The following is a 19,922-nucleotide window of genomic DNA, read 5'->3' as shown; positions in this document are numbered from 1 at the left end:
CGCACGTAAGATTATCAGGCGCGAATATCGTCGTACTCGCGGGTTTTATCAAACTCATGTTTGGCAAACGGGCACAGCGGAATAACTTTGCGGTTTTCGGCGCGCATTTTCTCCACCACCTTCGCCACCAGCAGTTTACCGACCCCCTGGCCTTTCAGGCTGGGGTCGACATCGGTATGTTCAATGATGCTCAGATGCTCACCCGTCGGCACGAAGACAATCTCGGCAACCTGATTGCCTTCGGCATCGTTAACATAATATTTGTTGTGGCCTGCAAGAATTTCCATGGTCCCCTCACTCATTTCTGGCGATATTTCAGCGCACCGCTCGGACAGGTATCAATCACTTTAATGACCGTCGCGACATCCACTTCATCCGGAATGATCCACGGTTTACGCTTCAGGTCAAAAAGCGCTGCGCTTCCCCGCACGCAGTTGCCCGAATGTTGACATATCGCCGTATTGAAGTAGACGTCAATCTTCTCGCCGGTATAGGCCCGGTAACCGGCATCCAGTAGTTCCTTATCCACGACATTGCCTCGCATTTTTTTATTGTCTGGGTCTAATCATAGACCTGTGCGAGGCTGAAGGAAGCAGCTGAAAGTAGAAATATCACTCAGGCCTTTTCTGCCACGACGGCTGCGGCTCTGGCGGCAAATACTCCAGCATCGCGGGCGTCGGCGGCGGTAGACGGTTATCGGCGATATCCCTGTCCACATCGATATGACTGATTTCACCACTTTCATGATGGTGAACCGTCAGCACCCGCGCTTTGTTCAGCTCTGTCACCAGTTCCCGGGTAATACGCAAACTTTCCGCCAGCTCATGATCTTCCAGTCCGGGTCTGCGGCTACGACGTTCCACCCGAAAACGAAACTGGTTGTACTTCGCCCAACCAATCAGCACCAGTCCGTTGACCAGCGCGACAAGGATGTAAAACGTGACCGTATCCAGCGTGGTGAAAAAGGGTCGCACGCCTATATAAGGTGAGTGCGCCAGAGCGGTGATCAGCCCTTTATAGATCAAATATAAAAAACCAACCCAGGCAAAAAGCGTTAACAACACGTCAATGATGCGCGGCAGCAAACGCTGCTCCGTAAAGATCAGCGGCTGACTCATGATTCGATCCTCCCAATTCCACGATCGGGACTCACCCAACGCGCCCTGCCGCGTTTGCGTTTAAGCATTACTTTCGGGAAAGCGACCAGCGTGGTGAACAGGCTTAGCATCCAGTACACCACCGGGAACCAGATAATCCAGAACAACGACGCGCCAATGCCTTTTTCATAGCGCCGCTCAATCATCAGACTCACCGCAAACTGCAGCAAGCACACCACGCCGAGGATTAGCCCAGTAAAGGCCGGCGGGAACAGATGTTGTACATACAGCGAGTCCGGCATCGGGATCATCAGCCCTAACAGGAACAGCACGATACTAATCGCATAGGCAAACGCCCAGGAGGTAGAAAAACAGAACTCAAAAAACAGCGGCCACATACGGCGATATTCCCATGACCACAGGCGGCGCATGTTCACGATAAACACCTCCGCGCCGCCTTGCGCCCAGCGCAGTCGCTGCTTCCATAACCCTCTTAACGTTTCAGGCATCAGGATCCAGCACAGTGCGCGCGGCTCAAAGAATATCGACCAGTGGCGCAATTGCAGCTTCCAACTGATATCGATGTCTTCAGTGATCATATCCGGGCTCCAGTAACCGACCTCGGCCAGCGCGCGACGACGAAACGCAGCAACCACACCGGAAACGGTAAAGATCTGCCCATAAACTCGCTGAGTACGCTTAATCAAGCCGATAATGGAAGAAAACTCCCCGACCTGCACCCGACCGATTAAGGTGGAGCGGGTTCGAATACGTGGGTTCCCGGTCACCGCACCGACGCGCGGGAACTGGATCAGCGGCGCCACAATATAGGCAACGGCATCACGGTCCAGTAACGCATCGCCATCAATACACACCAGGTAATCACTGCGCGCCGCTGCTGCCCCGGTCTTGAGCGCCAGCGCTTTGCCCTGGTTTTCAGCCAGATGAATCACCCGCAGACTGGGGTATTCCACCGCCAGTTGTTCCAGCACGTCGTGGGTGTCATCCGTTGAACCATCGTTGATGGCAATCACTTCAATATTTTTATATCGCTGCGCCAGCGCGGCCTCAATGGTTTCGCGCGCATTAATCCCTTCGTTAAAACAGGGGATCAGAATGGAAACCAGCGGATTCCCCTCCAGCGTCGGTGGCGGTGTGTCATCTCCCCATTTCCAGTGACGCTCACGGTAGAACCAGAAATAGACCCCGCCGCTTATCCACAAAGCAGACATAAACAAAGGCCAGAAGAAGACGAAGTTCAACATCACTTCACCTGTAAAGATGACCGCCACGCCAAACGGCAGGCTGAACATCAGGCAAAGTATCAGGAAAGCAATTATGCGATCGGTCATTTTTGCGGGTACCAGTATGAGGAGAACGTCGAGCGAATCTCTGACATCTCAGGTTTGTCGCTGATGAAATCATCCGGGTAATAGCCGTAGTTACCTGCACCGCTTAATTTCAGCTGGCGCATCCATTCGGCTATTTTTTTTCCGCTGATTTCAGCCTCGTCTCCGGATTTACGCCAGTCTCGTGCCTGTAGTTCAAACACGGTTTTGTCCAGCGCGCCGGGCGTTTGTGCAACGGCATTCACTAATCTGTCGAGCCAGGCGTTGGCATCATTAGCCGGGATCTGCTCCATGAAAGGCATCGCCATTGGTGCCGTCCAGTCATAGGTATTGAGGAAATCATTCAGGTTCTGCGCAAACCAGGCTTCACTCTCCGGCTCCAGTACCGGCATGGCGTAAATATTGCGCGCCGTCTGCACCTGCGGACCGCGAATATTACGCACCGCCTGGGTCAGTTGTTTGGTGAAGTCGATCAGCACCTTACTTTTCAGTCGCGTCCAGCGCTCGAACGCCTGTGGATTGCTACGGATTTGCTCAATGCTTCCGGGAAGCCCTGCGGCGCGGTAGGCAGCCAACGCCTCCGGTGACGCGTCTTCAAAGTCCGTCAGGAAAGCATCGTCATGGAACAAAATCCCTTTGAAGCTGGCGTGTTTGGCCAGGTCTTCATAGATTTCAGTGATGCGCTGACGCGCTTCGCTGCTCCAGGGGGACAGACGGACATAATTCTCGCGGTTGATCGCTGTACGTCCCGTTTTCGGATCCCAGGCGGTTACGCGTGGGATGGAAGCGTCGAGATCGAAAGCCAGAACCGGCATCCAGGCATACACCGTCACCCCTGCCCGCGTTTGTAACTGCCAGGAGATATAGTTAAAGAGGTCGGCACGCATCGGCAGCCAGCGGTTAGGGAAATAGAGCTCGCGAATATTTCCGTCACCCTGCGGATCGGCGTAGGCCTGCAGGAAGACATGAGAAATACGCATGTCATAAACGCGCTGGATAAGTTTGTCGATGTTTCGCTTCTGCTGAGCAGGGTCCTTGTCATACACGTAATCCAGATCGACATGCATCACGCGCATCGTCTGCGGTTCACGTACCTGAGCGACTTGGCTGGCAAAGCGCTTAAGAGAGGGGTTATCAGAGATTAGCACGCGCGGGATGTCATCAAGAAACGCGGCATTCGCCAACCCTTCGTTGAGCGTGAAGGCCATCTTATAGCCATGCTCTTTAGCCAGGTTTAACGTTGTGCCGTTAGCTGCCCCGTAAGGCCAGACCCACGCGCGCGGTGATTTCCCGGTCACCGATTTGATCTTGTTGGTGATGAGAGAGATATCCTCGTTTATACGGCGCGCGTACTGTTCATCCGTTTCATAAGTGCCGGTTTTCTTATCATACAGGCGGTTCGCCACTGCCGGTTCTTTACTTCCCTGCGGGTTGGCTTGTGCACCGAAATGCGAATTCCAGGTGTGTGCACCGACTTCCACCAACGGTGATTTACCCATCTCTTCGACCATTTTCCAGGTGGCGAATTTATCTCGCGCCGTCATTAAGCCGCCAAAATCGACTTTTTTGTTGGCGGGAGCATCAACCCAACTCCCTACCGGCGCCCAGAGCGCAGGCCAGTTATAGGCTTTCAGCAGCGGCCAGACGCGGGTATAAAAACTGCTATATCCGTCATCAAAGGTGAGTAATACCGCTTTTTCCGGCAACACGATTTTACCGTCATGGGCGTCCAGGATTTGCTGCACGCTGATCGGGTTATAGCCATTATCACGCAGCCAGGCCATTTGGTCGCTCAACGCGCTGGTGCGCACAGAAAGATAGCGTTGGTCGGCGGCACCATCCTCGACATCGTGGTAGCCGAGCACCAGGAAGCTATTTTTCGGCCACGGATGATCCGCCGTCAGCGGCGTTCTCTCTGCGGGAGGAACGTAGCGAGGCGTTGTATTGTGCGCACTACTGCACGCGGTAATCATCAACCAGCCAGCGATTAATGCGCTAAGCCACAGGCATCTTTTCAGCATGAACAATCCTTAAAACCTGACATTTAAATCGAAAGCGAGGGAGATATTCCGCTCACGTTTACCGTCGTAGGGGCGTTTATCCCAAATCAGCATCACCCCGCCATCTACAACGTTGTTCCATTTGAGCCGTTGTCCGTATCCCACCTGAACGATGGCACCAGCGTCCTGGCCTTGCTGCCAATAGCCACCTACGCCAGCCAGACCTTGCTGCGTCCACACGGTGTCATAATGGCGGTAAAGAACCTGCTCCGCGCTCAGACCCGGTACCACGGAAAAATCACTCTTCGGGTTGTAATACGGCACATTCTCTTTGGTGTTGGTGCTCCCGCCGATGCCCGGGGTAAAGTCCAGGGTGAAGCGCGGCGTTGTCCACATGCGCTCTTTTCCGCTGAGTCCGTATTCGATGCGATCGTTACCATCTGAGAAATGTGATGCGGCAAACGACAGTTGATATTCACGTCGTTCGTTTTGATACCAGCGAACAAACATATCGCCGCCGTTGGCATACACGCCGCTACGCAGCGCGCGCAGTGGCGTATTACGCGACAAGCGCTCGGCCGAACCGCCTACGCGCCAGTTGTCATTGAAGTCATGCCAGCCGGAAAGACGACCGCCAATTTTCTGACCATCGCCATAATTTCGGCCAGAGACTTCCATTTCTGCCCAGTAGTCGCGGGAAGTCCATTCCGCCCCTGCCGCCAGATCGCGGCTGATGCCTTTACCTTCCTCAAATTCGCCAGTAGCAAAGTTGAATCCAGTAAACAATCGCCAGTTGTCGTTAATTGGCGGACTGTAAATGGCAGTATTGATGTTGAAGTCATTCTTACCGCTGACCGGGCTATCGGACGAGATCCCTTGTGTGCCGCTAATGCGCACTTCCGACATTTTGTGGACATCACGAATACGCGCGAGGCGTAGCGTCGCTTCATCATCCGGGCTACGAGCAATGACATCATCCGTCAGTTCATCGGCCTGCCTCCATTCCTGGAGATCCAACGCAACATAAGCCTGCTGACGTTCCAGTTCCAGGTTACTTGGCTCAATCACTTCCGCCAGCTTCAGCTCTTTCTCCGCCGCATGCGGCAAGCCACGCGCTTCAAGAACGGAGGCATAAGATATGCGCAGCCCCTGGTTACCTGAACCTGTTCGCGCCAGATGCTCTGCGAGCTTTTCAGCCTCAGGTAGTTCATTGGCAGCAATATAATATTGCGTCAGCATCGACTGTCCGAGCAGCCAGTTATCGTTAGGCTGCGGCGTTGGCGAACCATAGATGCGTCTCAGGTACGGACTCTCTTTGATTAGGTTTTCGGCCTGTTTTTTAGCGGCATCAAAGTTTTCATTATCGATATGCGCGTAGAACAGATCCTGTTGATCCTCAGGACCAAGCGGCGTAACGGGAATCGGTCCATTCGGGTAGTAGATACTCATCAGCATCGCTTCGGTTTTTTCTGGCTGGCGTTCGCTTAACCATGCCGATGCTACCCAGCGTTTTGCGTAGTTTGGCACTTCGCCGCTCGCAGAAAGCGATTCGTATTCCTTAATCACTTCAGACGTTCGCTTACGAACCAGCAAAGCCCCCATGCGGTCAATTCTCGCCCGACGGACATCATTCTGCGCGGATGGCTCATCCTTCCAGGCAGCCAGCAACTGGTCATAACGGGCCAGCGCTTTATCCGCCACGATAAACCGCTCTTCTTCATTACGTGCAGACGTATAGGAGGAACGTACCATTTCGGCGGCCGCATCAAGCTCAAGGCGGCGCTTCACAGGATCTGCCGTAGGCACTACCTCCGCCATATTTAAGGCGGGTCCGGAAACACGGTTTGCTGACAGAGCAGACAGCAGCGTAGATTTTGCATTTTTGTTGCCAGGATCAACGTCATCCGCCTGGCTGGCAACCAACAGCGCGTCCCAGTTTTTCCCCTGAGAATGATATACGTAGGCAAGTAGTGCATCGGAGTCAGCCCCCGGATGTGCCTGTGCCCATTTATTCGCTTCAGTAAGGGCTTGCTGATTGTAGCGAGCATCTGCCAACGTCATTATCCAGCCGGTGCGTACGTCAACGTTGTCAGGCTCTTCCTGTAAAACGCTTTCCCATACCGCCAATGAATCATTCCAGTTTTTCTGGTTACGGTACGCACGTGCAGCGGCGACTTTGCCGCGTGCAGGCACATCCATCTGCCCACGATAGCGCTGCCAGATTTCAATAGTGGCTTTATCGTTGTTATCAACCCAACTGGAAACTTGCAGCCAGTCGGCAACCTGATTTGGCGTTAGCGCGCTTTGCTTTCCCTGATCCTCTAGATAACGCAATAACGGTGCACTATTACCACCCCGCGCTTCAATAACCAAAGCGTCATAATCTGATGTCGCTGCAGAGATTTGCATAGGGAAAAGAACGCTTGCCGTAAATAAACAGCTTAAAGACTTAAAACGTTTAATGAAGTTGGCATGTCGACGCATACTTAACATATCTGCCCTTATAACTTACATCAGAGTAAAAATAAGCGTTTTCAATATATTACAGTCAGTTACTTACGATACCCGACCATGTAAGATGCACTGCCGCTTATTTTGCAATAGGGTTATGAAGCAATTAATTCTTTCGTCTTATTGACTACCCGCGCCTCGCCCTCTAATCGTGGGAAAGCAGGCGTAAACTCGAAAATTTTATCACTCAGCGTAGTTCGTGGCTATGCGATACGAAAACTCTTAGACAAAAAAGTATTTTAGACTAAATAATCCTAATACTCTTGGGATTGAATTCTGGATTTAGATTAAGTTTGCATGACGAAACCTTGTGACGATGATAACTATTGCTGGCTAGCATAGCTACACCGCGCAACTGTTTGCATGGTAACTATTGTGTGCGGATAGAGAAAGTTCTGATAATAATGCCCCTGATAACAACAAAGCTCACAATGTAAATAATATAACCTAATTTTAAGTTTCGAACAGGGTCGATAAAATGAAATTAAAGGTACAGTCATAAGCAGAACTAAGTACAGTAAAAACTCAATAAAATCAAATGACTTCTTGAACCTATCATTGAAATCTACCAAAATTGGTATTTTGGTATCCGCCATAATACGTGCGCGAAGAATTGTGCATTGCTCAACTCGCTAAAGTGTTTAACACTCTTGCGTATTATTGACAGTATCAACCACAACCCCTTTACCCTTACAATTTGAAAGCTTATTTACATTGAAAATAATTTATATACCCTAAATAATTCGAGTTACATGAAGGCGGCAAGTGAGTAAATCCCCAGGAGCATAGCGAACTATGTGACTGAAGTGAGCTAGCGTATCTAACGCACATACAGCTAAAAGAATGACGGGTATAGACGCATAATTTTTTGCACTTACCTTCCCTCCAGCCTTTGAGGTAATTTGGACAAAGATGCCAATGGGAGCTGGTCAATGAAAATCGTTAACGCTGAAAAAAAACACATCCCCGCCATACGCGATATCTACGCCCATCATGTTATTCACGGTACCGGCAGCTTTGAAACTGACCCGCCGGATACCCGCGAGATGCAGGATCGTCTGGAAAAAATCCGCAGTCTGGAACTGCCGTGGGTTGTCGCATTGCAAGAAGATAAGGTCATCGGGTATTGCTATCTCACCCGCTACCGCGAGCGTTATGCCTATCGCTATACCCTCGAAGATTCGATTTATATTGACCCGACTGCACAGCGTCAGGGGTGGGAAAAGCGTTGCTACGCCATGTAATTGAGTGGGCTGAAACGCAGGGTTATCGGCAGTTGATCGCTATCGTCGGCGACAGCAATAATCAGGGATCGCTGAAAGTCCATCAGCAGGCTGGATTTACGAAAATAGGTACGCTGACGAACATTGGATTCAAGCATGGGCTCTGGCTTGATACGGTATTAATGCAACGCAGCCTGGGCACAGGTAACAGTACGCTACCAGCGGATTTCGATGCCGCTATTTAACATTGCTAAGGGATGACTTCAGGATACTGTCCTCTGGTAACCCTCAGACAAACAGAACCACATTCAGGTATAACGTAGCTATTATATAATTCTCCATTTTTCAGCTCGTTAGAACGCAAAAAGCACCCGAACGTTAATGAACGGATGCTTTCTAAATCGAATAACTCAGTTTTACTTAGCGGGCGGCCCCGCCTGGTGCGCCAAAGGCATCGCGGGGCAAACATCTTTTCAGCCCGAAGATGATTCATCCCTGCGCGTGATATTTCGCCAAATCCCCCCCGACAGTCTCAGATTTTCAGGCCCGCTATTCAGGATTTGGGTTACACATTTCAGGTAATTGTCTTTCCAGCGCTCAATAAAAGAAGACTGGCTTTCGAACCTCTGCGGATCGACCATTTTCTCCAAAACAAAATGGATGCGCCCGTCTCGCCACACCGGAACACCAAATACGGTGGGTAAGTGCATTTTCCAGGCAAGTCGAGAGCAAAAGGTGGAGTAGGTAATCTGCTGGCCAAAAAAGTCGATAGTCGGCGCGCTCAAATTCAACGCGCCGTCGATCGCCACAACAAGCGACTGCCCACTATGTAAGGCCTGTATGCAGGCCCTGACCACGTCCGCTTCGCTTTTGTCACTAACCGAAATCAACCGCTCGCCGTAGCCCCCTTTGAGCACGCCAGGCGTGGAAGCCACCCATTTGCTGTTCATTTCCAGCAAGGAGAGGATCATCGGCCCGGCATACATTGCGCCCATATGAGCCGATACAACAATGCAACCACGCTTATCGAGCTGCAGCCGTTGGAAAAACTGCTCGACATGCGATATATCGGCCAACCGATACATCGGTTCGTCGGCCTGCTCTCCACGGCATTCAAGCCAGTCGAGGAGATAATTATCGGCAAGATACCCCCACTTCGCCCGGCGTTCCCATTCATCGCGCTCGATACCGGACTGTCTGCCGGCAACTTCCCATGCCCAGTCAAGGCGCTCAGGCGGTAGATTAACGGCAGATATTTGCCCATCAAGCGCCAGCAGCCCCTCTTCGAATGACTGAGGCAGATGGCTTGCTCTGGCCTGAATATAGTGCTCAAAGACGCTTTCCGCTTCGCTTGTTTTCCCCGCCTGTAACAACGCCGCCGCGGCATAACGGTTCCATTTACTGGTCACCCCTTTTTCCCTTGCCAGTTGTACAAACTCATCGCTGGCAGCAGCGTATTGCCCAACCTGGCGCAGTGCTCGGGCATACATGGCTCTGACATAAGGAAGATCAGGATGAGTCGCGAGCGACTGCTGCAGTAACGGAATGGCTTTCTCATTCTGACCCGTTCTGATTAAGGCATCGGCATACAGGGTCACGATCCGTAAATTATCAGGGTTAAATTGCAGGGCATGACGCCAATGCTCAGCGGCCTGAAGCTTCGCTTCCCGGCTGCGACCAGATTGATAGTGGGCAAGCCCCAGGCTACGACGCAGCGCTGCACCATCCAACCCACGGGCTAATGCAGACTCCCCAGTCTGAATGGCTTCCTGATATTTACCGACAGCGCACAGCGTATCAACCGCCAGCCCCGCCGACTCCTGCTTTTCTAACGCGAAGAAAGGGAGCAATGCGCGGGCCAGGTCATGATCTTCTGGTAGGCGGCTTTTATTTAAGAAACGGAGGCAGGTCTCAATCATATCTCCCCGCGGGGGAACTTCCTGCGCCTGTGTTCTGGCCAACGAGATTGCCTGTAACTCTTTATCCACCAGCGTCAGGCTGCGCAGATGGAGGGCAAAAATTTTGCTATTGCCCGAAAAAGCGAGCCATGCCCGCTCGGCTAAGTCAGCAACAGTCGCATATTGTTTACTCTTAAGCAGCACGCTTGCGACCAGCAGGACATCCTCCGGCTGGCACACATTCACCGCCAGCAGTTTGTTAACCACCTGTAGTACAGCGTCCCGATGATGTGATGCCAGCGGCGAAATAACCCAGCGTCGCAATAAATCACGGCTATTCTTTGCCGTCAGCACACGGTCGGACAACAAAGTCAGCGCGGCATCTGTTTCATCTTTACGCAAACACGCGATAGCGAAGAGAATAATGTTTTGCTCATTTCCAGCACTATCTCGCACTTTTTCGGGATGCTGCCCGAAATAGTGACATAGCCCCTCCCAATCCTCTTGTTTGAGCAGGGTAGTTGGCGATTTTTTTTTACATGTAGAGTGCAAGCTCATCGTATTTCCTTACTCCGCCTTATTCACGCATCCGCCTGATAGTTATCAGGAGAGAAGTCACCAGGTACGCGATGCCCAGCAACACGAAGAACAGTAACCACTTTGTTCCATCGGCATAGCGAGTGGTGTCAGACACCACCATCGGTTGAGAAATGATCAGCAAATACCGTCTCTCACGTAACGCTTGAAGCTTCCCTTGCTGTAAGGTCTGTAAGGCAGATTCCCAGCGTGTTTTGGCGATCTCACTCTGCAGGCGAAGATCTTCAAACAGGGACAGGCTTTCTGAAGAGCCTTGCGACCCTAACTTATTTGACAGGCGGTTACGTTGTTCGCCGATCTGCTTTTCCAGGACCTTGATTTTGGCCGACAGGCGAGGAATAAGGGGGTTCTGATCCAAACCATTAGCCATTAATTGCGCGTATTCCGCTTTCGCCTCCGCCAACTGCGTTTCAAAGCCAGCAATTAATTGATAAATCGCGGTCACGGTTTCCTGCGGTTCAATATCTTTTTGTATATGCTGTATTTTTAGCAATTCAAGCCGAGCTGCCCCCAGATTTTCCTGGGCCGATTTAACATCGTTTTCCAGCCATAAAATTCGTTCCTGCTGCATCCGCGCTGAAACGGTATTAACGTGCTGTTCAGCAAAAGCCAGAATGCGCTGGGCAAAAAACTCAGCCTGTTTCGCACTCCGCGCCTTGACGTTTAAACGCAGCATGCCCTGTTGAATATCGACAGCAACCGAGACTTTCGATAAATAGTAACGATAAGGATCATCATTAATACCCAGCGGTGCATGGTAGCGGGAAAATAATGCGATATCGTCTTGCGCGAAATAAGATAAAAAACCGAGATCTTTTTCCATCCGCTCCATCATTTCTTTCGAAAGTATAAACTCGCGAACCTGAAAGCCCTCCGACATCTCATTGCCTGCACCAAAGAAAGCTGTTCCAGAAAAATTATCCTGGCTGGCATCAGTTTGCACAATAAAGGTGGCATCCGCGCTATAAAAACGCGAAGTTAATAGCCACGACATAAGCATAATAACCAGCAGCGGCAAAGCAATATAAAGAAAGAGCCGACGTAGCGATTGCTTGGCTTGCTGAACACGTCGCTCTTTAATAACCAATGACGCTCTACGGACGGAATCAGCATCCGTCGCGGACCAACCGGCGTCTGGGCGATGTTGACTTTTCGCATCGGCCGTTTTTTCTGTCTGGCGAAGGGCGCGTTCATCCTCTTTTTGTTTCAGTCGCAAGGCTCGGCTTTCTTCTGCTACCTTCGCCCTTTCCTCTTTCCATTTTTTAATACGTTCTGAATTTTCCACTCTCTATCCGTATATTTTCTATTTATATATCAAAGGAATAATTATCAGTTTGAAGCATCGCCTGATTTGACTGATATTGTTCAAAAAGCGCAGATGCCTGTGCTAAATCTTCACACATCGTAATTTTCCCATGCAGCAGTACGCCAAACGCATGACAGTGTTCTTTAATAAGCCGAGGGTTGCGCGTTAGCACAATCAACCCTTTCTGTTGCAGCTCATAAGCTAGCGCCGCCTGCATACGCAATTGTGAGGTATTATCCCCGGTGTACAGCTTGTCATCGGCAATATAAAGGCGACAGGGAAGCAGTAAATTAATGGCAAATGCCAGATGCGCTTTCATCGTGACAGAATATTCACTCACCCTGTCGGTATAGCGCTGTTCAAGCTGGGTCAATTGATAGCAGAAATGTGAAAATTCATCGCCATCCAGGCCATAAAGACTGGCCATCATGCGTGCATTCTCTTCGCCGGTTAACCCCGGCAGAACAAAAGCATTTGCCCCCAGTGGGAGCGCATCACCCCGTAGCCCAATAAAATCCCCTTCATCAGGAGCATCTATACCGCACAGCAATCGGGTTAGCGTCGTTTTGCCTGAACCAGGGGCCGCCAGAATACCGATATGCTCATGGTAATCCATGACAAAATCTGTTTTATCAAGGACCACCCGCGGGCCCTTATCAGACTCAAAATGGCGTGTACAACCTAATAAACCGAACACGAACGCGTCTCTCCTGAAGCTAAAGTCAGTGATTTTCAGTGTCACAAATCAGGTGAAAAATGATGCCCGCGAGGAATAACGTTGCGGAAAATGCCAGAGGGTAAAGAGGTTCAAGGTACAAGGAGTTATACCCCTCAAACATTCCTTCTCTGACTATCTCATTAGCATGAAGTAGAGGGTTCCAGCTGAATATGCTCAATAATGAATAGGGCAATTCATTCGCCGTATAAAAGACAGCTGAAATCAAAAACATCGGTCTTAGCACCACAGGAACGGCTTTGTAGACCAGCGGAAACCGTTCAGACAGTGCGTCACAAAAGTAACCAAACGATAACCCCAGAAGCCATGCGATAACCATCCCTTCAAAAATCAGGATCGGTTTCTGGGCTTCCCAGCGGGAGAAGATAAGAAAGTTAATTAATGAAACAATAATATAAATGATAACCGCATTAACAAATTCGACTGCGGCAAGAGCAAAAATCACATGTCTTTTCTTAACCTGCGAGACAACCGCCAACGATGTGGAGAATGAACGGGTGCGCATGGTTGCGGTAATGGTATAACGAAATAACAGATACGGTAATATACCTGCAATAACAAAGCTGATATCGTCAGTGAATATTGGCACGGTGCGATTTAAATATTGAAAAGAAATAACGGTAATGGTTATCCATACCAGTGGTACGGCCAGCACCATCATATAGTTTAGCAAATTACCGTTATAGCGTGTTTTGATATCGCGTGACATTAACAAAATGATTAACTCACAGACGGTAATGAGTTTCATAAAATAATAAGTATTATTTTTCAAAATATTCATATGGCGACGTTAGAAAGAATTAGAGCCGCGGATCAAAAAGCTATCGAATGCGGCTTTCACCTTAGCGAAATCAGTCAAAGAGGCGTTCGAGATATAGATAACATCGCCGTCTTCCACCCGCATGGCCTGTGCTAAAAACACCGAGTCAGGTTGGCTCATATCGACATGATAGATATTCAGCTTACGCATCTGCTGTTTCGCCTGTTCCGCTTCGTCATGCTTGTACAGAAAAACCGCCTGCGGATCGGCAAGATTGTCGTTTAATCCTTTCGCCAGCGCTAAAGCATCCACTACGCTGGAATGACGCTGAACCAGAGCATGTTTCCCCTGAACACCCGCCGCGCCGAGCACATTAACATACTCGGTCACTTGACGCAGAGTGATACGGTCATCCGGCTGTAAGACAATATCCAACCCGGGATACTGATAAATATCTGACAGTCGCGCATTGAAATAATGTTGCTGGCGCGTCACGTGAACTTCCATCATCTCTGCGCTGGTATTTTCTACTGCCGCCGCCGTTGCCAAAAAATGACTAAGACGATTCATACTCTGTTCGAGAGGGTAGCGACCCGTTTTCCCGCTGCCCTCGACCGTCACCATGGCTCCGGTGCGGGCGGTAAGCGTCACCAGCACCTGAGGATTCAGGACAACGCGCGAAAGTCGCTTTCTGATCTCTTCAGCCAGTTGTGTCACATCCAGCCCGGTAACCGGGATTATCCCGGCATAAGGCACCTGAACGATATTACCGTCAGTCACAAGAATATTTTCAAAATCCGCCCGGTCGCCGCTCGCGTTATTGGATAAATACCCCGCCCCGCCCGAGGATAAAATAGTGATATGCAGCACATCGCCTTTAGCCAAAGAGGTCCAGTGCCAGTTATTTTCGGCAAAGACCGGATCGACAATAGTTTTCGGCACAGTATCGGCATCACTCAGTTTTAATGTCGGTGTGACTTCAACCAGATGATAATGAGGATCGTCCTGATTAATCAGGCTGGATTTAAATACCGCCCTGGGAATAGTGCATCCCGAAAGCAGTAAAAACGTCGTTAATAATATAATAATTTTTTTCATAACTTATTTTATAAATGAAATAGCTGAAAAAATGCTGCCCATTAATTAACGAGGCTGAGAGGCAATGGTTTGTACAAACGTTCCCACCATATGTTCAACGGTGAAGCGTTCTTGTAAAAATGACTGCGTCTGTTGGCAAATACCGGTTCTGCTGCGCCATAAATTGACCAACTGTTCTGCATAGCGGCAAGCCTGGTCAAGATTGACCGTCTGTGCATCATCAAGAATGAAACCCGAAACACCCTCAATAAAGCATTCTGCCGATCCACCTGCAGGGGTTGAAATCACCGGCACCCCGACCATTTGTGCTTCAATGAGCACATTGGGTAGCCCTTCATAACGCGAAAACAAAATGAATACGTCCATTTTTTGCAGCCAATACCCCACGTCACGCGAGACGCCAACGAATAGTATTCTCTCCAGAATCCCCAACTGTTCGGCGCGTTTCTGCGCTTCAGCGCGCAAATCACCATCGCCTACCAGCACAAAGCGTGTGGCGGGGTGGTGCTGTAAATAGCGTGCTGCAAAATCAATCCATGCAAAAGGGTTCTTATCGCCTACAAAGCGGAAAACGCCACCAATAGTCGTGTCCGCATCCTGGGTTTTTTGCGTAAACTGCTGCCAGATTTTATGTGGCACCTCAGAAGAAGGTTCGGTAGATGGCGGTAAGACGCCGTTATATACAACCTGGAAGTGCTTCGCCTCCAACTTTAGCCAGTCGGCATAATGGCGGGTCACACAATGGTTGTTACTCATAAAATCAACGCCAGGCACGGCCGCCAGCGCCTGGTAAAGAGGCTCATATTCCGGCTTGAACAGACGCTTTCTCACCACCGGCGGTAAGCCACGTAATCCCAGTTGAATTCTGGGCACGCCAGCAATCAGCGCTGCAAGCGCAATCATCAGACAAGCGCCATCCTGCCAAACGGAGAGATAATCCGGCTTGCGCTCGCATAAGTGGGGGACCAGATGCTTGATGCCGTAGTTACACACCGGCGGCAGATGAGAGAGCAATAAGCGCAACTCCGGAGATTCTATTGTCGCATCGTCAAAGAAGTTTCCGGTAATCTTCGCGATTTCAAGCACCTCGACCTGTTCTTCCAGCACTTCTTTCAGGAAAAAGTCTTGCCTGAGTTCCGGTGCCAGGGAGCGAATAATGAGCTCTACCGGCTCTTCTACTTTCAGGCCGCCAATTTTCCCCTGTTGCCGATATTTTCTGGCGATCTCGATAGCCAGCCTGGAAATCTGACGCTCTGCACCGCCGCTACCTAGCGAGCCTGTACAGAGCGCAAGGCGACCAAAAGATCCGACGGGAAGCTGCCGCGGCTGACGATTTCGATAAAACAAGATGGCATGCTTCATTGCAATAATACGGGTGTTGGTCCCCACAGGGATCGCTTCCCCTTCAAGGCGTTCAAGCAAATCGCAGATCTTATTTATTTTGCCTAAATAATTGTTATATTTTTTCTGCACGCCAGTGCTAACCTTTTTAAGAATTTGCTGCGCATCTTTGGCTAGTCCCGTATTATATAAACGCCGCGCATACTCATAACGTGCTTCATCATTGTTTTGTGCAATCAGCGTTTCGTAGAGCGCGTATGCACGCGCCGTTTCATTGAAATCATGAAGAAATTCTGCTTTTTTTAGCATCGCTAATGAAGTTAAAGCCTCAGCCGGTAATTCACTGTCAATTAATGCAATAGCTTGCGCAAGCTTCCTCTCTTGTTTCAATGTTAAAAGCGTTTTCCCTAGCGCAGCTAACTTTTCTTCCTCCGTAATCATTACGACTTCCCTGATGTATTTTTTTGTAATGCGGTTATGCAGGTCGAGATCTGCCTTGTCACCGGATCCGTTGGCCCATTCACTTTCTCCAGTCGCTGCCAATACTGCAAAGCCTGGGTGTAGTCGCGTAAATGCATTGCATTTAATGCGGCATATTTCAAGGCATAGGCATTTTCGCTATCAAAAACGAGTAATTTTTTCGCATAATCCAGATGTTCATAAGACGCGATAGTGCTGCCGCCATCCTTCAGTGACTCATTAAATAATCTGATAATTTGCTTATATTCACGCATCAGGCGAGAAACATCAGGATCAATTCGTTTCAGGCTAATCAATACAGACAATGCTTCATCCAGACGCCCTTCAGTTTTCTTCTGGCGTACATATTTAAGGGCTCTGGTTGCAACATTGCGACACTCTTTCTCAAACAGCTCGTTCATCGAGGCATTCTGGAATGATGGAGAAATGCTCATGACGTTAGCAATCAAATCAATGAGGAACGGAATGTCGTTAATATGACGTATGCTGCGTAACATAATCGACTGCAGGCTGGTAATGTTCGAGTTACGAATCAAGGTCATGTGGGCCAACGTGCACGCGTCTTTCCAGGCACCAAGATTCACCAGCGTTCTTGCACAATATACTGTGCTAACAGGATCGAACTCCAGAAGTGGCCACACAATTTTCGCCCCTACCAGGATATTTTCATAATCCTCACGCTCATACATTTCTCTTAATTTCTCGCGCCATGCCGTTTTAACTTCATTATTAAAGCGAGAAATACGTGCATGGGGATAAACCATAAATGCAGAGAAGGTGTACACCAGCGAAGTACTCAGTGAGACAAAATCATCAACCGAATGTAGCGACAGCGCGGTATTGTTCCATGCCACAAAAACGTCGTGGAGTTTATCTTTATACGAGGTGCTAAGCGCCTGATGATAGCTCATATTCTTGATGCAGAAAGCTGCGTGGATGACTAGACCGGTATCATGAATCGTCGACAATACCGTCAGCGCAAATTCTGACTCATGGCGGAGTAACTGCTCAAGCGCATGCTTGAAAATCAATTCATCACTGAATTTGATTGCCAAAGATAACGCTGTTTCCATAAACGCATCATTTAGGCGCTGCGATTGAATGCCGGCATGGAAAGCTTCGGAGAATGCGTTGCCATCATTGAAATATTGCGTGCTGCTCAGGAAATTAACCCATCCGCTTTGGGTTTCAGGATTCAATAACAGTACACTTTTCCAGTATTGATATGACTTATCAAACAGCTGTAAAGCATCGGCTGAGCCGGCGGCAACGGTAAGGACTTCTTCATCTTCAATTTCATTGGAAAGCATCATCTCGGCCGTCGATAAGGCTTCCCGCCAACGCGCTAATCCATGCAGAGACCTCAGCCGACAACGTAATGTGCTGTCCGTCGTACCGATAATTTTCTCAACATCACTAATATCCTGATAAGCCTGTTCATAATAACCTAAACGGCTGAAGATTACGGACCGAAGTTGGATTAGAACGGGCTCTTGCTGCTGATTTCTTAATGCGGCAAAAAGTTGCTGTGATGCAGCAATAATGTCGCCATCGGCAAGCAGCTTAGTGATCGATAATGTAATCTCACGTATTTGGTCCTGTTTCTCTTGCCGCCTCTCATCAAGATGATGCTTAGTATTGTTGATCACTCCCTTAAAAATAGCCGCAACGATCGCATCACCAAACATGTCGGTATAATGAGTAAGATCGTCGCCATTTTTTTCCAGGGCTCGTTTCTGCCCCCACTTTTCCATCAAATTTGTCGGGTTAACGCAGGGAATATCCATCCTGGCGGCGATGGTCTCGACATTTTTAATCAACCGACTGCGGGACTGAATGACGGTTCCAGCACGAGTCACAGCATCAACATGGGTCATAAACATAACGCGATCGCGACCAAGAAGCTGAATGATTTCCATCATATCCTGTTCGATAGCATGCTCATCCATCTGCTCAACATTAATATTGCTTAATAAGGCACGATCGTCTTCCGACATTCCGGCAAAACAGGGATCGTCTTTGAGATAGGCCAGCAGTTTGTGTTGATTCCCTTGCGTGGCCAGCGACCAGTACACACGCGCTCGCTCTGTTTGGCTAAAGAACTCATAAAAATGACGAGTTATATAATTTTGTTGTAAGCACAACCCATAGGCCATAATCTTCTTCTGACTTGAAATCTCAACGATATAGAAATCAGAACGACTATGAACGTCGGTTTTTGAATAATTTACAGCAGTTCTAAAAATAAAAGGCCGGACCTTTTCAGGAATATCTATCAATCCCAAAATAAAACGGACCTGCTGTAATGCCTCGCTGCTCGTATGCGTAAATCCATATATTTTCTTAAAATTAGCCTTAAAATTAAAATAAGGCTGAGCTCTTTTTACCGGACTCGCGATACGGCAACTACCAATGGCGGTAAGCGTAAACATCTCTGACGATTTCATTAAATTCATCCACGTGAAAAGAAAGTGAGTAGTTATACTCAGGAATACAAAGCAGTCTGTTTATCGATATACCATTTTAGAGTCTGCTTAAGTCCTTCTTTGATATCAAACTCAGGCTCATATGAAAGAAATGTTTTTATTCTGGTAATATCTGCCTGACTATGCTTAACGTCACCGTCACGAAAATCTTTATAAATTGGTTCAGCACTAATTTGTTCGTCCCGCCATAAATTCAACCCATCGCGGATGAGATAATAAAGCTCATTTAGCGAAGTTCTGTCTCCAACAGCCACATTATAGACTTTATTTTTTGAGGCTAAATCATTAGTCGTTGCTGATAATAAATTTGCCTGAATCACATTTTCTATATAGCAAAAATCGCGGCTTGTTGAACCATCGCCATTGATATAAATTGGTTCATCTTTAAGAAGCGATAGTATCCAGCGAGGAATGACTGCAGAGTATGCTCCGTTAGGGTTTTGGCGGCGGCCAAATACATTAAAGTAGCGTAGGCCAATAGTGTTAAAATCATAGCTGCGAGCAAACACCTCGGCGTACAATTCATTGACGTATTTTGTAACCGCATACGGGCTTAATGGCCGGCCGATCCGTTCCTCAATTTTAGGTAAATCGGGATGGTCACCATAAGTACTACTGCTTGCGGCATAGGTGAAACCAGATACATGTGCATCTCTCGCCGCCGTCAACATATTTAAAAAACCATCAATGTTAGCGCTATTTGTCGTGATAGGATCCTGCAAGGAACGAGGTACGCTTCCCAGAGCGGCCTGATGTAAAACGTAATCGACATTCTCACAAACAGCCTGACAATCGGCAAACGACCGGATATCCCCATGAACAAAGGTAAACCGCGACCATTGTTCTTCACTGACAGCGGCACGCACATCCTCTAAATTATGTTGATAGCCAGTTGAAAAGTTATCCAACCCAATTACTGTTTGATTTAAATAGAGTAGTTCTTCTAATAATCCAGAGCCGATAAAACCTGCTACGCCAGTAATAAGCCAACGTTTTGGTTCAAGAACGAGTTGTATTTTTAATTCATCATAGGCTGTCAT

14 protein-coding genes and 1 pseudogene are annotated in these 19,922 nt (G+C 48.8%); 1 reads left to right on the top strand and 14 read right to left on the bottom strand.

Translation table 11 applies throughout. The features are described 5' to 3' along the window. Positions 1 to 14: 14 nt before the first annotated feature. The 6 genes from GFC06_RS08790 to pgaA all read right to left on the bottom strand — a co-directional run bounded on the left by GFC06_RS08790 (position 15) and on the right by pgaA (position 6,939). Positions 15 to 287 carry a GNAT family N-acetyltransferase gene (locus GFC06_RS08790; RefSeq protein ID WP_103766706.1) on the bottom strand — a complete coding sequence of 91 codons (273 nt, stop codon included), beginning with the start codon at positions 285 to 287 and terminating at the stop codon, positions 15 to 17. 11 nt (positions 288 to 298) lie between these two features. Next, complete coding sequence (yjdI, locus tag GFC06_RS08785) at positions 299 to 529, bottom strand: 4Fe-4S mono-cluster protein YjdI (RefSeq protein ID WP_153690048.1); 231 nt, start codon at positions 527 to 529, stop codon at positions 299 to 301. An 82-nt stretch (positions 530 to 611) separates the two neighbouring features. Continuing rightward, entirely contained in the window at positions 612 to 1,118 is a 507-nt protein-coding gene (gene pgaD / locus GFC06_RS08780) for a poly-beta-1,6-N-acetyl-D-glucosamine biosynthesis protein PgaD (RefSeq protein ID WP_049041934.1), read from the bottom strand. Further along, positions 1,115 to 2,449, bottom strand: a complete 1,335-nt coding sequence (gene pgaC / locus GFC06_RS08775; protein ID WP_075847468.1) for a poly-beta-1,6-N-acetyl-D-glucosamine synthase — start codon at positions 2,447 to 2,449, stop codon at positions 1,115 to 1,117. The genes pgaD and pgaC overlap by 4 nt, the downstream gene beginning before the upstream one ends. After that, a complete protein-coding gene (pgaB, locus tag GFC06_RS08770; RefSeq protein WP_153690047.1) occupies positions 2,446 to 4,467 on the bottom strand; it encodes a poly-beta-1,6-N-acetyl-D-glucosamine N-deacetylase PgaB in 2,022 nt (673 codons plus the stop codon). Before pgaB ends, pgaC begins: the two co-directional genes overlap by 4 nt. A 9-nt stretch (positions 4,468 to 4,476) precedes the next feature. Then, complete coding sequence (pgaA, locus tag GFC06_RS08765; RefSeq protein ID WP_016154307.1) at positions 4,477 to 6,939, bottom strand: poly-beta-1,6 N-acetyl-D-glucosamine export porin PgaA; 2,463 nt, start codon at positions 6,937 to 6,939, stop codon at positions 4,477 to 4,479. A 950-nt stretch (positions 6,940 to 7,889) separates the two neighbouring features. Between pgaA and GFC06_RS08760 the strand changes: the two are divergent. Next, positions 7,890 to 8,425 (top strand): annotated as a pseudogene (locus tag GFC06_RS08760) (N-acetyltransferase family protein). 228 nt (positions 8,426 to 8,653) lie between these two features. Here the strand turns inward: GFC06_RS08760 and vexE are convergent. Genes vexE through tviC form a run of 8 tightly spaced genes read right to left on the bottom strand, consistent with a single transcriptional unit; the run spans position 8,654 to position 19,922 of the window. After that, positions 8,654 to 10,636, bottom strand: coding sequence for a Vi polysaccharide transport protein VexE (gene vexE / locus GFC06_RS08755; protein ID WP_049282179.1), 1,983 nt, complete (start codon positions 10,634 to 10,636; stop codon positions 8,654 to 8,656). Positions 10,637 to 10,655: 19 nt separating this feature from the next. Beyond that, positions 10,656 to 11,960 (bottom strand): Vi polysaccharide ABC transporter inner membrane protein VexD, encoded by a 1,305-nt coding sequence (gene vexD / locus GFC06_RS08750; RefSeq protein WP_047499334.1) that lies wholly within the window; start codon positions 11,958 to 11,960, stop codon positions 10,656 to 10,658. Between the two features lie 22 nt (positions 11,961 to 11,982). Then, positions 11,983 to 12,678, bottom strand: coding sequence for a Vi polysaccharide ABC transporter ATP-binding protein VexC (gene vexC, locus GFC06_RS08745; RefSeq protein ID WP_153690046.1), 696 nt, complete (start codon positions 12,676 to 12,678; stop codon positions 11,983 to 11,985). A 25-nt stretch (positions 12,679 to 12,703) separates the two neighbouring features. Then, positions 12,704 to 13,498: a Vi polysaccharide ABC transporter inner membrane protein VexB gene (gene vexB / locus GFC06_RS08740; RefSeq protein WP_047499331.1), complete on the bottom strand. Its 795-nt coding sequence runs from the start codon at positions 13,496 to 13,498 to the stop codon at positions 12,704 to 12,706. A 9-nt stretch (positions 13,499 to 13,507) separates the two neighbouring features. Beyond that, on the bottom strand, positions 13,508 to 14,575 hold the full coding sequence (gene vexA, locus GFC06_RS08735; RefSeq protein ID WP_047499329.1) for a Vi polysaccharide ABC transporter protein VexA: 1,068 nt from the start codon (positions 14,573 to 14,575) through the stop codon (positions 13,508 to 13,510). 45 nt (positions 14,576 to 14,620) lie between these two features. Beyond that, positions 14,621 to 16,357, bottom strand: coding sequence for a Vi polysaccharide biosynthesis glycosyltransferase TviE (tviE, locus tag GFC06_RS08730; RefSeq protein WP_153690045.1), 1,737 nt, complete (start codon positions 16,355 to 16,357; stop codon positions 14,621 to 14,623). After that, positions 16,357 to 18,852 carry a Vi polysaccharide biosynthesis protein TviD gene (gene tviD / locus GFC06_RS08725; RefSeq protein ID WP_152607523.1) on the bottom strand — a complete coding sequence of 832 codons (2,496 nt, stop codon included), beginning with the start codon at positions 18,850 to 18,852 and terminating at the stop codon, positions 16,357 to 16,359. The genes tviE and tviD overlap by 1 nt, the downstream gene beginning before the upstream one ends. A gap of 29 nt (positions 18,853 to 18,881) precedes the next feature. Further along, positions 18,882 to 19,922 carry a Vi polysaccharide biosynthesis UDP-N-acetylglucosaminuronic acid C-4 epimerase TviC gene (gene tviC, locus GFC06_RS08720; protein WP_141875615.1) on the bottom strand — a complete coding sequence of 347 codons (1,041 nt, stop codon included), beginning with the start codon at positions 19,920 to 19,922 and terminating at the stop codon, positions 18,882 to 18,884.

Source organism: Citrobacter braakii, assembly GCF_009648935.1.
In the GTDB taxonomy this organism is placed as follows: domain Bacteria; phylum Pseudomonadota; class Gammaproteobacteria; order Enterobacterales; family Enterobacteriaceae; genus Citrobacter; species Citrobacter braakii.
The sequence above is the reverse complement of the archived record's forward strand: the minus strand, read 5'-3'. Positions and strand labels throughout refer to the sequence as shown.

Bases quoted from the DNA above. Each gene is read 5' to 3' on its own strand.
- pgaB (WP_153690047.1), bottom strand. From the start codon at position 4,467: ATGCTGAAAAGATGCCTGTGGCTTAGCGCATTAATCGCTGGCTGGTTG.
- GFC06_RS08790 (WP_103766706.1), bottom strand. From the start codon at position 287: ATGGAAATTCTTGCAGGCCACAACAAATATTATGTTAACGATGCCGAA.
- vexB (WP_047499331.1), bottom strand. From the start codon at position 13,498: ATGAATATTTTGAAAAATAATACTTATTATTTTATGAAACTCATTACC.
- tviE (WP_153690045.1), bottom strand. From the start codon at position 16,357: ATGATTACGGAGGAAGAAAAGTTAGCTGCGCTAGGGAAAACGCTTTTA.
- pgaC (WP_075847468.1), bottom strand. From the start codon at position 2,449: ATGACCGATCGCATAATTGCTTTCCTGATACTTTGCCTGATGTTCAGC.
- pgaD (WP_049041934.1), bottom strand. From the start codon at position 1,118: ATGAGTCAGCCGCTGATCTTTACGGAGCAGCGTTTGCTGCCGCGCATC.
- tviC (WP_141875615.1), bottom strand. From the start codon at position 19,922: ATGACAGCCTATGATGAATTAAAAATACAACTCGTTCTTGAACCAAAA.
- vexA (WP_047499329.1), bottom strand. From the start codon at position 14,575: ATGAAAAAAATTATTATATTATTAACGACGTTTTTACTGCTTTCGGGA.
- pgaA (WP_016154307.1), bottom strand. From the start codon at position 6,939: ATGTTAAGTATGCGTCGACATGCCAACTTCATTAAACGTTTTAAGTCT.
- vexE (WP_049282179.1), bottom strand. From the start codon at position 10,636: ATGAGCTTGCACTCTACATGTAAAAAAAAATCGCCAACTACCCTGCTC.
- tviD (WP_152607523.1), bottom strand. From the start codon at position 18,852: ATGAATTTAATGAAATCGTCAGAGATGTTTACGCTTACCGCCATTGGT.